Raw genomic sequence first — 13,572 nt, forward strand, 5'->3', positions numbered from 1 at the left:
CACCGCCGAAACATCCGCTTCAGCCAGAATTCAGAGACGAGCGCGCCTGCCGCTAGAAGCAACCGCCGCCCCCGTCGATGTCCCGGCTTATACAAACCACCCCCCACACCGTCAACCGGAAAATCAAAGGCAACAAAAGAAAAATGATAAGCGATTGATATTCCTATGAAGTTTCCATGACGGTTGTGTGGATGCCTAAAATTGCATCCGAGACTGCTGAAATATGAGGCTGCTCATAGAGGGGTCTCTGCTGCTTTTCGTCGGTGAAAGCCGGCGCGCCCGGTGCTATGGGACTTGAGAACAAACACGCCGCTGCAAGCGGCACAGGAATGAGGCTTCCATGCTGGTTCTCGACAGCGCCGAAACGCGCAATGCCCTCCCTTTCCCGCAGCTGATCGACGCGCTTCGGGTCATGTTCTCCGGTGGAGGAACCGCCCCGCCCCGTCATCATCACGAGATGGAGGTTCCCGGAGAAGCCGCCGCCACGCTTCTCCTGATGCCGGCCTGGGTTGCCGGACGCTATTTCGGCGTCAAGATGGTGTCGGTGTTTCCCGGCAACGGCGCGCGCGGGCTGCCCGCGATCTACGGCTCCTATCTTCTTTCGTCCGGGCTGACAGGCGAACTGCTCGCCGTCATGGATGGCGGCGAATTGACGGCGCGGCGAACGGCGGCGGCCTCGGCGCTTGCCTCCTCCTATCTGTCGCGCCCGGACGCCTCGACCATGCTGATGGTCGGAACCGGTCGTCTGTCGCTCAACCTGATCGAGGCGCATGCGGTGATGCGTCCCCTCGCCCGCGTGTTGATCTGGGGTCGCGACAGCGCCAAGGCCGAGGCCATCGCTGAGGAGGCCTCGAGCTCCGGCCTTACCGTGGAGGTCGCCGCCGATCTCGAAAGCGCGGCGCGCGAGGCCGACATCATTTCCTGCGCGACCCTATCGGAGGAGCCGCTGATCCGCGGCGACTGGCTGAAGCCGGGCGCGCATCTCGATCTCGTCGGCGCTTTCAAGCCGAGCATGCGCGAAAGCGACGATCGCGCCGTGGCCTGCGCCAGCTTGTTCGTCGACACGTATGAAGGGGCGCTCGCGGAAGCTGGCGATATTCTGCAGCCGCTCAAGGCCGGCGTCATCGAAAAGACGGCGCTCAAGGCGGATCTCGCCGACCTTTGCGCGGGTCGGCATTCCGGTCGCGCAAGCGCAGACGAAATCACGCTGTTCAAATCGGTGGGCGCGAGCATCGAGGATCTGGCCGGCGCGATCCTGGCGCTCGAACAGGTGCAGCGCAAGGCCGCAGAAGAATTGTGACGTCCGCCATGCCATTCCGCCTGCCGCATTATCCGGTCTCCGAGGTCCTCGACGACATTGCATCCGCCCTCACGGAGGCGGGCCGCGCGGTCGTCTCGGCGCCGCCGGGGGCCGGCAAGACCACGCTGGTTCCACTCCACCTTCTCGACGCGCCCTGGCGTGGCGATGGCAAAATCATCCTGCTCGAGCCGCGGCGGCTCGCGGCGCGGGCGGCGGCCCGGCGCATGGCGGCGCTGATCGGCGAGGAGGTCGGCGGTCTCGTCGGCTATCGCATGCGGCTCGACCAGAAGATTTCGGGGCGCACCCGGATCGAAGTCGTCACCGAAGGCGTGTTCGCCCGGATGATCCTCGACGATCCCGAACTCTCCGGCACGTCTTGCGTGATCTTCGACGAATTCCACGAGCGCTCCCTCGACGCCGATCTCGGCCTGGCGCTGGCGCTCGACGTGCAGGGAGCGCTGCGCGAGGACCTGCGCATTCTGGTGATGTCGGCGACGCTGGATATTGCGCGGATCGCCGGGCTCATGAATGGCGCGCCTGAGATCGAGAGCCTCGGCCGCGGCTTTCCGATCGATATCCGTCATCAGGACCGCGATTCCTCCCAGCCGATCGAGGATGTCGTGGCGCGGGTGATCGCGGAAGCGCATCGCTCGGAAGAAGGCTCGATCCTCGCCTTCCTGCCCGGGCAGCGCGAAATCATCCGCACCGCGGAACGGCTGCAGGGACGGTTCGGAGCCGAGACGATCATCGCGCCCCTCTATGGCGCGCTCAGCCAGGCCGAGCAGGATCTCGCCATCAAGCCGGCGCCTCCGGGTCAGCGCAAGATCGTGCTCGCCACCTCGATCGCCGAGACCTCGATCACCATCGACGGCGTGCGCATCGTGGTTGATTCCGGCCTGCAGCGGCTGCCGGTGTTCGAGCCGGCCACCCAGATCACCCGGCTGGAAACGCGGCGGGTGAGCCGCGCTTCGGCCGACCAGCGCGCCGGCCGCGCCGGCCGCACCGAGCCGGGCATCGCCATCCGGCTCTGGCTCGCCGGCCAGAATGCGGCGCTGGAAGCGTTCACGCCGCCGGAAATTCTCGCCAGCGATCTTTCGGGCCTCGCGCTCGATCTCGCCGCCTGGGGGGTGAAGGATCCCGCCACGCTCGCCTTTCTCGATCCGCCGCCGGACGCGGCCTTCACCGAGGCCAAGACGCTGCTGATGCGGCTCGGCGCGCTCGATCGGCAGGGCGACCTGACCGCAACAGGGCGGATGATGCGGCGGCTGGCGCTGCCGCCAAGGCTGGCGGCCATGACGGCGAGCGCGGCCTCCCATGGCCTGGGCCGCCAGGCCGCCGAACTCGCCGTGCTGATCACCGAACAGGGGCTCGGCGGCACGGCGGTGGATCTCGACGCGCGGCTGGCGCGGTTCCGTTCGGAACGCTCCGAACGAGCGCAGGCGGCGCGCGGCCTCGCCCGGCGCATTGCGGACGCGCTTCCCAAGACGGCGGCGGCCGATCAGCCCGTCACCGCCGGGCGGCTGTTGCTGCACGCCTTTCCGGACCGGATTGCCGCCCAGCGCGGCGCGCGCGGGCGCTATGTCATGGCCAATGGCCGGGGCGGCGAACTCGCCGACACGGACGCCCTGGCGCGCTCCGACATGCTCGTCGTCGCCGATCTCACCGGCCGCGCCGCGGCGCAACGCATTCTATCTGCGGCCAGCGTCACCCGGGCCGAGATCGAGGAGGAACTGCCTGATGCGATCGTGACGGAGAGCCAGTGCGTCTTCGACACGGGATCGCGGCAGGTGCGCGCCCGCCGGGTGACGCGGCTCGGCGCGATCATCCTCGAAGAACAGCCCTTGCCGCGGCCGAATGGAGAGGAGGCGGCCAGAGCGCTCGCCGAGGGCATCCGCAATCTCGGGCTCGACGCCCTGCCGTTTTCGAAAGCGGCGCGGCAGTTGCGCGAGCGCATCGGCTTTCTCCATCGCATGCTCGGCGAGCCCTGGCCGGATATGGGCGATGCGGCGCTGCTGGCCGGTCTCGAGACCTGGCTGATGCCCTTCGTGCTCGAGCCGCGCGGCGTCGATTCGATCGGAGCGGATGCGCTCCATGAGGGCCTGATGAGCCTCGTGCCGCATGAGGTCAGGCGCGAGCTCGACAAAGCGGCGCCGACCCATTTCGATTCGCCCGCCGGCAACCGCCACCCGATCGATTATTCGGGCGAGGAGCCGCTGCTGACCATCCGGGTCCAGGAATTGTTCGGCCTGAAGAGCCATCCCGCCATCGGCAATGGCCGTATACCGCTCGTGTTGGAATTGACCTCGCCGGCGCACCGGCCGATACAGACGACGCGGGACCTGCCGGGTTTCTGGAAAGGCTCGTGGAAGGATGTGCGCGCCGATATGCGCGGGCGCTATCCCAAACATCCCTGGCCGGAGGATCCGGCGGAGGCGGCTCCGACCGCGCGGGCCAAGCCGCGCGGCACATGAGGCGCGAAAGGATTGAGAATGGCGATCGAGGCTTTTTCCCAAGGGGACGACAGCCGCAGGCTACGGCTGGAAACGCTGGTGCGGCTGCGCTGGCTGTCGGTGGTCGGACAGACGGCGGCGGTGCTGATCGTGGCGCTGGTGCTGCAATTCGCGCTGCCGCTGAAGACCTGCGCGGCGCTGATTGCGCTGCTGGCGGTGGTCAACGCCTTTCTTCAGCTGCGCTATCCCTCGACCCGCCGGCTGGCGCCGGAGCCGGCGCTGGCGCTGCTGGCCTTCGATCTGCTGCAACTCGCCGCTCTTCTTTATGTGACGGGAGGTCTCTCCAATCCCTTTGCGCCGCTGATCTCGGTGCCGGTGATCATCTCGTCCGCCTCGCAACCGCTGCGCTACAGTCTCGCGCTGGTAGCGGTGGCGATCCTCTGCATCACCGCGCTCGCCTTCACGCCCTATCCGCTGCCCTGGTATCAGGGCGTCACCGTGCCGTTCGAGCCGCTGTTTCTCGCCGGCATGTGGTTCGCCATCGTGCTGACCACGTCATTTGCAGCCTTCTATTCCTATCGCGTGTCACTGGAGGCGAGCCAATTGTCGGAAGCGCTGGCCGCCACGGAACTGGTGCTGCAGCGGGAAATGCATCTTTCGGAGCTCGATGGACTGGCGGCGGCGGCGGCGCATGAACTCGGCACGCCGCTCGCCACGATCTCTTTGGTCGCCAAGGAGATGAGCCGCGAGATCGGCCCGGGCGACCGTTTTCACGACGATGTGCATCTGTTGATCTCGCAGAGCGAACGCTGCCGCGACATCATGCAGAGGCTGACCACGCTGTCCTCCGGCAGCGAGGAGCATATGCGCAACATGCCGCTATCGTCGCTAATCGAAGAGGTGATCGCGCCGCATCGCGAATTCGGCATCGACATCAGGGTGATCGAGGAAAGCCCCCGCGCCGAGGAGCCGCTCGGCCGGCGCAATGCCGGCGTCGTCTACGGGCTCGGCAATCTCATCGAAAATGCGGTGGATTACGCGCGCTCGGAAGTGGTGGTGCGGGTCTATCACGACAGGGATTTCGTGCGGCTGTCGATCGAGGACAATGGCGAGGGTTTCGCGCCCGACATTCTCCAGCGCATCGGCGAACCCTATGTGACCCGGCGCTCGCCGCACGCCAAGGCGGGAGGCCTGGGTCTCGGCCTGTTCATCGCCAAGACGCTGCTCGAACGCTCCGGCGCGGAATTGACATTCGAAAACGCCCCAGGCGCCCGCATCACAGTGATCTGGAAGCGCGAATATATGGACCAGAAGGCGTGATTTGCGCCTGAGACCATTTGGCAAATCCCAAAGCGCATTATATTCGTAGACATAGTGCGCGACCGAGATTGAAAAAAGGCAAGAACAATGGACGCAGCATCCAAAACGGCTTCACAGGACGTCATCGGCGCAGACGCCTCGCTCCTGATCGTGGAAGACGACGCGCCGTTTCTCAAGCGCCTGGCCCGCGCCATGGAAATGCGCGGCTTCAAGGTCGAAACCGCCGAAACCGTCACGGAAGGCATCGCCAAGGCCAAGGCGCGACCGCCGAAATACGCCGTGGTCGATCTGCGCCTGGCTGACGGCTCCGGGCTCGACGTGATCGAGACGATCCGTTCCAAGCGCGACGACAGCAACATGATCGTGCTGACCGGCTACGGAAATATCGCCACGGCCGTGACGGCGGTGAAGCTGGGCGCGGTCGATTATCTGGCCAAGCCGGCCGACGCCGACGAAGTCTATGCCGCGCTCACCCGCCGGGCGGGCGATAAGGTCGAGCTGCCGGAAAATCCGATGTCGGCCGATCGGGTCCGCTGGGAGCATATCCAGCGCGTCTACGAAATGTGCGAGCGCAACGTGTCGGAAACGGCGCGCCGACTCAACATGCATCGCCGCACCCTGCAGCGCATTCTCGCCAAGCGCGCGCCGAAATAACCGCGCCGGCGGGCGTCAGCTGAAATTGACGCCGACGTCCTGCGGATCGGAAAGTCCCAGACGTTCCGCCGCCCATTCGGCCTGCATCAACCGGTGCGAGGCGATGCGGGCGATGGACAGGGTCATCGCCTTGCGCTGCGGCGGCGACAGCCGATGTTCGGGCGCCTCGCGCAGCATATGCGCGCCATAGGCGTCGGAGACGAAAAGACCGCAATCCTCCGGAAAAATCTCCGGGGGCACGTCCGGCAGGGTGGCGAAAAACAGCCTGTCGCAGAAGGCGCGATAGTCGCCCCATTTGCGGTCGACGCGGAAATCCTCGATCGACGATTTGATCTCGATGATCCAGACCTCGCCTTTTGGCGTCAGCGAAACGAGATCGGCGCGGCGTCCACTCGCCAATCCAAGCTCGGGCAAGGTCGAATGCCTCATATCGAGCAGCAAGCGCTGCATGCCGCGTCGAACCGACAGCGCGCGCTGAGACTGCCTCCCATCTCTGAGCGGATTGTCCCCATGTACGGATATGATCGACATCGGCACTTCCTCGTTCGCACAGCGCGGACTTTGATCCGCATTCTTCTAAATGTTGCAAAAAAACCATTCTTTCCCTCTTTGCCCGCGAGCGTAGGGGACAGGGGTTTGGGGCCGCTTGCAAAGCCGGGATTTATCGAAAATAACACGCCCATAGAGATGGTGGGCGTAACGCCATCCTCCCTCCGAGAACCGACACAAGAGACAAAGATGCGCTTTCGCACTGCGACTACGGCTTTTGGCATGCTCCTCGCCATGGGCCTTGCTTCCTGCACCACCACGTCCGAAACCAAGACGGCCGGAAATGCGCCCGCCACGGTCGAGACCGCGGAGATCTTCACCGATTCCTACGGCAAAACCACGGATTCAGGTTATGCCCTGCCGGCGATCCCGATCAACCGGGTCGACAAGAAGTTTCATCGCCAGGTGGTGAATTACGAAACCGACCGCAAGCGCGGCACCGTCATCGTCGACACCCGGAACCGCTTCCTCTACTATGTTCTGGGCAATGGCAAGGCGATGCGCTACGGCATCGGCGTCGGCAAGCAGGGGTTCTCCTGGAAGGGCGAAGCCTATGTGGCCTGGAAGCAGGAATGGCCGACCTGGCATCCGCCGGCGGAGATGGCCGAGCGCAAGCCGGAAGTCGCCAAATATGTCGAAAAGGGCATGGGCCCCGGTCTCACCAATCCGCTCGGCGCGCGCGCCATGTATCTGTTCAACGACGAAGGCCAGGACACGATGTTCCGCCTGCATGGAACGCCGGAATGGAGCTCCATCGGCACCGCCGCGTCGTCGGGCTGCATCCGCCTGATGAACCAGGACGTGATCGACCTTTATAACCGCGTCCGTCCCGGCAAGGGCACCCGCGTGGTGGTTCTATAGTCTGATATCGAGATCCATCGCCCACGATGGATCGCCGGCATTGAAAAAGCCGCTTCGGGAGACCGAGGCGGTTTTTTCGTTGTCGTGAGGATTTAGGCGCGGCTTACGCTGCGCTTCTCGCCTTCAGCTCCAACCGGCGGCGATGCAGCACCGGTTCGGTATAGCCGTTCGGCTGGGCGCGCCCCTGGAACACCAGGTCGAGCGCCGCCTGGAAGGCGATCGACCCGTCGAAGTCGGCGGCCATCGGCTGATAGAGGGAATCGCCGGCGTTCTGGCCATCGACCACCGCTGCCATGCGCTTCATGGTTTCGGTCACCTGCGCTTCGGTGATCACCCCGTGATGCAGCCAGTTGGCCATATGCTGGGCGGAGATGCGCAGCGTGGCGCGGTCTTCCATCAGGCCGATATTGTTGATGTCGGGCACTTTCGAGCAGCCGACCCCTTGGTCGACCCAGCGGACGACATAACCGAGAATGCCCTGGCAGTTGTTGTCGATCTCGCGCTGGATTTCCTCGGCCGTCCAGTTGGGGCGCACCGCGACCGGCACGGAGAGAATATCCGACAATTTCGCCTTGGGGCGGGATTTGAGATCGGACTGAACCCTGATCACATCGACCTTGTGATAATGGGTGGCGTGCAGCGTCGCAGCCGTCGGCGAGGGAACCCAGGCGGTGTTGGCGCCAGCCTTGGGATGGGCGATCTTCTGCTCCAGCATCGCCGCCATCAGGTCCGGCATGGCCCACATGCCCTTGCCGATCTGGGCGCGGCCGGACAGGCCGCATTCGAGGCCGGTGTCGACATTCCAGTTCTCATAGGCCGCAATCCAGGCGGCCTGCTTCATGTCGCCCTTGCGGATCATCGGGCCGGCTTCCATCGAGGTGTGGATCTCGTCGCCGGTGCGATCGAGGAAGCCGGTATTGATGAAGACGACGCGGGACCGGGCGGCGCGGATACATTCCTTGAGGTTGACCGTCGTGCGGCGCTCCTCGTCCATGATGCCCATCTTGATCGTATTGGGCCGCATGCCGAGCGCCTGTTCGACGCGGTCGAAGATCTTCACCGCGAAGGCGACTTCCTCCGGGCCATGCATCTTCGGCTTGACGACATACATCGAGCCCGCGGGCGAATTCATGCGGCGGCCATCAGGACCGATATCGTGCAGCGCGATCAGCGCGGTGACCAGCGCATCCATGATTCCTTCGGGAACCTCATGGCCATCGCGGTCAAGAATGGCCGGATTGGTCATGAGGTGGCCGACATTTCGCACCAGCATCAGCGAGCGGCCTCGCACGCGCACCGGCTGACCATCGGGGCCGGTGAACTCCATGTCCGGATTGAGCTTTCGAGTGAAAGTCTGGCCGCCCTTGCTGACCTCTTCGGTCAGGTCGCCCTTCATCAGGCCGAGCCAGTTGCGATAGACGGTAACCTTGTCTTCGGAATCGACGGCGGCGACCGAATCCTCGCAGTCCATGATGGTGGTGATGGCCGATTCGAGCCTGACATCGGCGATATGGGCAGGATCGGAGCCGCCGATCTGGCTCTGGCTGTCGACGACGATCTCGATCAACAGGCCATTGTGCCGCAGCAGGAGGCGCGGCTCACCTGTCTTGCCCAGAGTGGAGCCGGCGAATTGCGCGGGATCCTTGAGCCCGGTGACGCCGATGTCGTTTTCCACGAACAGTCCGCCATCGTCGACGCTGAGCGAGGTCGCCATGCTCCAGCTGCCGCCGGCGAGCGGGACGGCGTCATCGAGAAAGGCCTTGGCCCAGGCGATGACCTGCGTCCCGCGCACCGGATTGTAACCCTTGCCCTTTTCCGCGCCGTCAGTTTCCGGAATGGCGTCGGTGCCGTAGAGCGCGTCATACAGCGAGCCCCAGCGGGCATTGGCGGCGTTCAGGGCGTAACGGGCGTTCATCACCGGCACGACGAGCTGCGGCCCGGCGATTTCGGCGATTTCGGCATCGACATGGTCGGTGTCGACCTGGAACGCCTCGCCTTCCGGCACGATATAGCCGATCTCGCGCAGGAAGCTTTCATAGGCGGCGAGATCGCTCGGCGCGCCGTGTTCCCGATGCCAGGCGTCGATCTCAGCCTGGATGGCGTCGCGCTTTTCAAGCAGAGCGCGATTTTCGGGCGCAAGATCATGAACGATCGCGGCAAAGGCGGCGAAGAACGCGTCCACATCCACGCCCGTCCCCGGCGCCGCCTCGTTGCGGATGAAATCATGGAGGTCGGCGGCCATCTTCAGGCCGTGAATGTCGATCCGGTCGGTCATGCGCATGCTCCCGCGTCAAATACTGGCGCGGCAACAGTGCTGTAAGCGCAGCCCAGCGTCAATCAGATCGGGCGAGACAGGATTGTTTCCGCTAGAGGAAACAATCTTAGGTGATTTTCGGCCGCCCCGACGCGGTGGCGATGAATCGCGCTTCCACGAGCTTCGGGCTGCCCTCGATCTCGGGCCGGTCGATCTCCTCGATCATCCGCACGACGGGCTCGTCGGCGCCGCTGTCGATGGCGGCCTGGATGGCGGCGGCCCGGGCCCGGTCGCGGGCGTAATCGAGCGTGGCCGCCTCATTGGTGCGCCGCTCCGTCTCGCCGCCGCCGGAGACCATGAACACGCCCTCCTCAGGCGCGGTCACCGTGACCTGCACCGTCTGGCTGATTTCGCCGGCGACCGCGCCGATGGCGTTGGCGACGCCGGCGTCAGCTGGGATGACCGATTCGGCCGACAGCATCTCGGCGATATCCGGATAATAGACATGCGCCGAAGCGCCGAGACCGATCAGCGGACGGTCGAGGCTGACGGCGAAGCGGACGACGCCGGGTTTGCGCTTCAACGCCCGGTCGACGGCCGATGATTGGGTGGGATCGACGCCATCGACGCCATCCTCGCTGAGTGCTGCGGCAAGGATGACATCGGAAGATTGCCGCGTCATGCGGTCGGCTATCAGTTCGGCGAAGGCTTCGGCCGTTTCGGCGATCGGCTTGCCGGCGCCGGTGCGGGCGCGGGCCCCGAGTTCCAGACCGAGACGGGCGGCGTCCGCATCCCACTGGCCCTGACGCCCCAGCACATGCATGGCGTCGGACGGCGTGACGCCGGAGATATGTACGAGGCCGCGGCTGACCAGCCGGTCGAGCGAGGCGCGCTGCATCGAAGACAGCAGCAGATCGTTGAGCGCCTGCGGCTTTTCGGTGATTCGTTCATACAGGCCCGCGTCGGCAGCCGAGAGCCCGCTGGCAAACCGATCCGGCAGGCCGGAGCGCAGCGCGAACCGTCCGTCATGCCGGCCCGCATGGGTGGCTTTCAGCTGGCGATCGAGCATCTCCTTGATTTCGGGACCATGCAGATGCGCCGCCAGGCTGAGCGGCACGATGCGGCGCGGCCCGAGCGTCAGGGCGCCCTCGAGGCCGCGGGTCGAGACATGCACTTCCGAATCGCCGCCGAGGCCATAGGTGCGCATCGCCACCGCCTGCACCATGGTGCGATAGCCGCCGACCACGGCGCCGTCGCCATCCAGCCGCGGCTTGCCCTTGTCGAGAATGGCGACATCGGTGGTGGTGCCGCCGATATCGGAGACGACGGCGTCATCGAGCCCGGTGAGAAAGCGCGCGCCGACGAGACTGGCGGCAGGGCCGGACAGAATGGTCTCGATCGGCCTCAACCGCGCTTCCGCCGCCGAGATCAGCGCGCCGTCGCCGCGCACCACCATCAAGGGCGCTTCGACGCCGCGCGCTTTCAAGAAATCCTCCGACGAGCCGATCAGCCGGTCGATCATGGAGACCAGCCGCGCATTCAAGAGCGTGGTCAGCGCCCGGCGCGGTCCGCCGAGCTTGGAGGAGAGTTCATGGCTGCAGGTGACCGGCAGATGGGTGTGATCGCGCAGGAAATCGCGGACGCAAATTTCATGCGCCGGATTCCGGACCGCGAAGTAGCCGGCCACCGCAAAGGCGGTGACGCTCGAACCCAGCGTCTCGATCGCCTCTTCGAGCGCGCTCATGTCGAGCGGCGTTTCATGGCCATGGACATTATGGCCGCCGGGCAGAAAGAGGACGGGATCGGTCCCCAGCGCCGCCTTGAGCCCGTCGCGCTCGAGATCTTCAGGGCCGAAGCCGATCATGATCAGGCCGACGCGCCCGCCCTGCCCCTCGACCAGCGCATTGGTGGCGAGCGTGGTCGAGAGCGAGGCGAGACGGATCGAGGCGATGTCAACGCCGGTATCGGCCAGCACGCGATCGACCGCGCCGCGAATGCCCTCGGCCAGATCGTGCCGCGTCGTCAGCGCCTTGGCGCGGGCCTTCACGCCCTCGGCGGGGCTGAAGATGACCACGTCCGTATATGTGCCGCCGGTGTCGATGCCGAGAAGAAATTGCGAGGTCACGCCGTTACATCCCCATAAGCAGGCGAAGGCCGCCTGAAGCCTGAGTTGCGCCGAGCCTTCGATTATGGGATTTCATCCGTCAACGAAAGGTCAGGCTGCGGCAGATCCGCGGTGAATTTGAGCAAAATCAAGCGAGATCAGGTCATGCGCCCTTCCTTTTTCCGTCTCACGCTGCTCGCGACGTGTCTCTCAGCCGCCGCATCTTCCTACGCGCAGGATCAGAGCGAGGACGAATTCGCGCCGAAACTGCCCGAACGCAGCATCTATGAAGCCATGCTCGACGCCAACAAGCCCACCGGCTGGGTGCAGTTCCGCAATTTCGCCGGCGGCCAGTATCTCTATTTCACCATGCTGCAGGTCATGCGCTGCCGGCTGTCGGAAGTGCGCTATTCGATCAATTCCACCACCCTCGACCGGCGCTTTCCGCTCGGCCCCTGCGATCCGCAGCAGCCTTTCAACGTGCCAGACGATCCCGACAACAAATATGTCTATCTCAAGCTCAAAGCAGGCGAAGCCCAGACGGTGACGGTTCAGGCGGTCTGGGACGACGGCGCGGGCAGCGAGATCGTCACCTATCGCCCTTGCGACAATGTCGGAGAAAGCGCCTGCGCCCGCATCAAGGCCATCGACCGTCCGGAGGTCAAGCCGGACGCGCCGAAACCCGCATCGCAATCCCGTTGAGCGGCTGGGTGGTCAGACGCTGGACCGGCCATGGTCTTTCGCCGGCTAACACATCGAAGCGGAATCGTTTCATCAGCACGGCCAGCGCAATCACCGCCTCCTGCAGCGCGAATGTTGCGCCGATGCAGACGCGCGGCCCCGCCCCGAAGGGCAGATATTGGAAACGGCCGATGCGGTCGCGATGTTCGGGCAGGAAGCGCTCGGGCATGAAATGCCGGGGCTTGTCCCAATAGAGGACGTGTCGATGCAGCGTCCAGGGCATGATCAGCACCGACGTGCCCTTGGGCAGCGTGATGGTGCGGCCGTTTTCATCCGTCCACTGGTCGTCTTGGATGGGCGCCCGGTTGATCGAGGGCGCCGGCGGATAGAGCCGCAAGGCCTCCTCGAAAGCGGCGCGGACATGCGGCATCGCCTCCAGCCATTCGACGGGATCGCGGCCCTCGGCGATAACCCGGTCGATCTCCTCTTCCATCAAAAGGCGGAAATGCGGACTTTCCGACACGCAATACAGCGTCCAGGCCAGCGCCCGCGCGGTCGTCTCATGGCCCGCGCCGATGAAGGTGAGGATATTGTCCTCGATCTCGTCGCGCGTCAGACCCTCAAGGCCTTCGAGCCGCAACAAGAGCGTCAGGAAATCGTCGGGCACGCCTTCGGGTTCGGTCGTCATCCGGGCGCGGCGGGCGTCCATCGTGTCGGAGACGATCTTGCGGAAGGCCGACAGCGCCCGCTTGCCCGGGATGCGGGTGATGCGCGGGATCCAGGCCGGGGCCTGCAACAGGTCGAGCGGATCGATGCGGCCCATATTGTGCAGCAGCGAATCGACACGATCGGCGAAACCCTCGGTCCCCGTGGCGATTTCGCCTGAAAACAGCGTGTCGGCGAGAATTTCATAAGTGAGCTCCGTCATGCCGACGGCGATGTTGACCGGCTCGCCCGTCCGGGCCGCCGCATCGTAGCGTTCCGCAAAGCCTTCGGAGATCCTCAGCATCTTGCCGGCGAAGCCGCGCGCGTGGCGGGGCGTGAAGACCGGGGCCATGGCCTTGCGCGAGCGCTTCCAAACCTGCCCCTCGGCGGTCAGCAGCCCGTCGCGCAGGATCGGCCTGAGAACCAGCTGCCGGATCGGCTGCATGGCGTAATTGGCGGCGTTGTCGACCAGCACATGGCGGATCAGGCCGGGGTGATTGGCGATGGTGGTCAGCCGACCGAAGAACTTCACTTGGATGTAAGGCAGCGAATAGCTCGGAGCGCCCCAGAGCTCGAGCGGATTGCGGAACATCACCTTGATGATGTCGAGCCGCGAGGGCGGCACGGTGCGCGGGATCGGGGCCGGCGGCTCGAAGGGTTCGGGGCGGATGTCCATGATCGTCTCCTCGCCCCC

General features: G+C 65.0%; 10 protein-coding genes. 6 read left to right on the forward strand and 4 right to left on the reverse strand.

All coding sequences use genetic code 11. The features are described from left to right. The first annotated feature begins 340 nt into the window (after positions 1 to 340). The 4 genes from OCK01_RS16490 (at position 341) to OCK01_RS16505 (ending at position 5,724) form a co-directional block, all read left to right on the forward strand. Positions 341 to 1,300, forward strand: coding sequence for an ornithine cyclodeaminase family protein (locus OCK01_RS16490; protein WP_263824883.1), 960 nt, complete (start codon positions 341 to 343; stop codon positions 1,298 to 1,300). Positions 1,301 to 1,308: 8 nt separating this feature from the next. Continuing rightward, on the forward strand, positions 1,309 to 3,771 hold the full coding sequence (gene hrpB, locus OCK01_RS16495) for an ATP-dependent helicase HrpB (protein WP_263824884.1): 2,463 nt from the start codon (positions 1,309 to 1,311) through the stop codon (positions 3,769 to 3,771). A gap of 18 nt (positions 3,772 to 3,789) precedes the next feature. Further along, on the forward strand, positions 3,790 to 5,070 hold the full coding sequence (locus OCK01_RS16500; protein WP_263824885.1) for an ActS/PrrB/RegB family redox-sensitive histidine kinase: 1,281 nt from the start codon (positions 3,790 to 3,792) through the stop codon (positions 5,068 to 5,070). 87 nt (positions 5,071 to 5,157) lie between these two features. Continuing rightward, positions 5,158 to 5,724: an ActR/PrrA/RegA family redox response regulator transcription factor gene (locus OCK01_RS16505; RefSeq protein ID WP_182827889.1), complete on the forward strand. Its 567-nt coding sequence runs from the start codon at positions 5,158 to 5,160 to the stop codon at positions 5,722 to 5,724. A 15-nt stretch (positions 5,725 to 5,739) separates the two neighbouring features. On the opposite strand, the gene OCK01_RS16510 is transcribed toward OCK01_RS16505, so the two are convergent. Further along, positions 5,740 to 6,255 carry an MmcB family DNA repair protein gene (locus OCK01_RS16510; protein WP_263824886.1) on the reverse strand — a complete coding sequence of 172 codons (516 nt, stop codon included), beginning with the start codon at positions 6,253 to 6,255 and terminating at the stop codon, positions 5,740 to 5,742. A 207-nt stretch (positions 6,256 to 6,462) separates the two neighbouring features. On the opposite strand from OCK01_RS16510, the gene OCK01_RS16515 reads away from it, so the two are divergent. Beyond that, a complete protein-coding gene (locus OCK01_RS16515) occupies positions 6,463 to 7,134 on the forward strand; it encodes a L,D-transpeptidase (protein ID WP_182827891.1) in 672 nt (223 codons plus the stop codon). 103 nt (positions 7,135 to 7,237) lie between these two features. On the opposite strand, the gene OCK01_RS16520 is transcribed toward OCK01_RS16515, so the two are convergent. After that, positions 7,238 to 9,409 carry a malate synthase G gene (locus tag OCK01_RS16520; RefSeq protein WP_263824887.1) on the reverse strand — a complete coding sequence of 724 codons (2,172 nt, stop codon included), beginning with the start codon at positions 9,407 to 9,409 and terminating at the stop codon, positions 7,238 to 7,240. Between the two features lie 106 nt (positions 9,410 to 9,515). Then, the gene (locus tag OCK01_RS16525) at positions 9,516 to 11,513 is read right to left on the reverse strand and encodes a hydantoinase/oxoprolinase family protein (RefSeq protein WP_263824888.1); all 1,998 of its coding nucleotides are present in this window, start codon (positions 11,511 to 11,513) and stop codon (positions 9,516 to 9,518) included. Positions 11,514 to 11,657: 144 nt separating this feature from the next. Here OCK01_RS16525 and OCK01_RS16530 point away from each other — a divergent pair, with 144 nt between their 5' ends. Then, positions 11,658 to 12,194 (forward strand): hypothetical protein, encoded by a 537-nt coding sequence (locus OCK01_RS16530; RefSeq protein WP_263824889.1) that lies wholly within the window; start codon positions 11,658 to 11,660, stop codon positions 12,192 to 12,194. Here OCK01_RS16530 and OCK01_RS16535 read toward each other — a convergent pair. Continuing rightward, entirely contained in the window at positions 12,154 to 13,554 is a 1,401-nt protein-coding gene (locus tag OCK01_RS16535; RefSeq protein WP_263824890.1) for a cytochrome P450, read from the reverse strand. The genes OCK01_RS16530 and OCK01_RS16535 overlap by 41 nt on opposite strands. Positions 13,555 to 13,572 lie beyond the last annotated feature (18 nt).

This window comes from Rhizobium sp. TRM95796, from assembly GCF_025779995.1.
GTDB lineage: Bacteria > Pseudomonadota > Alphaproteobacteria > Rhizobiales > Rhizobiaceae > Rhizobium_E.

What these genes read in the sequence shown, in the direction of transcription:
- OCK01_RS16520 (WP_263824887.1), bottom strand. Translation starts at nt 9,409, where the DNA reads ATGACCGACCGGATCGACATTCACGGCCTGAAGATGGCCGCCGACCTC.
- OCK01_RS16505 (WP_182827889.1), top strand. Translation starts at nt 5,158, where the DNA reads ATGGACGCAGCATCCAAAACGGCTTCACAGGACGTCATCGGCGCAGAC.
- OCK01_RS16515 (WP_182827891.1), top strand. Translation starts at nt 6,463, where the DNA reads ATGCGCTTTCGCACTGCGACTACGGCTTTTGGCATGCTCCTCGCCATG.
- OCK01_RS16500 (WP_263824885.1), top strand. Translation starts at nt 3,790, where the DNA reads ATGGCGATCGAGGCTTTTTCCCAAGGGGACGACAGCCGCAGGCTACGG.
- OCK01_RS16490 (WP_263824883.1), top strand. Translation starts at nt 341, where the DNA reads ATGCTGGTTCTCGACAGCGCCGAAACGCGCAATGCCCTCCCTTTCCCG.
- OCK01_RS16510 (WP_263824886.1), bottom strand. Translation starts at nt 6,255, where the DNA reads ATGTCGATCATATCCGTACATGGGGACAATCCGCTCAGAGATGGGAGG.
- hrpB (WP_263824884.1), top strand. Translation starts at nt 1,309, where the DNA reads ATGCCATTCCGCCTGCCGCATTATCCGGTCTCCGAGGTCCTCGACGAC.
- OCK01_RS16535 (WP_263824890.1), bottom strand. Translation starts at nt 13,554, where the DNA reads ATGGACATCCGCCCCGAACCCTTCGAGCCGCCGGCCCCGATCCCGCGC.
- OCK01_RS16530 (WP_263824889.1), top strand. Translation starts at nt 11,658, where the DNA reads ATGCGCCCTTCCTTTTTCCGTCTCACGCTGCTCGCGACGTGTCTCTCA.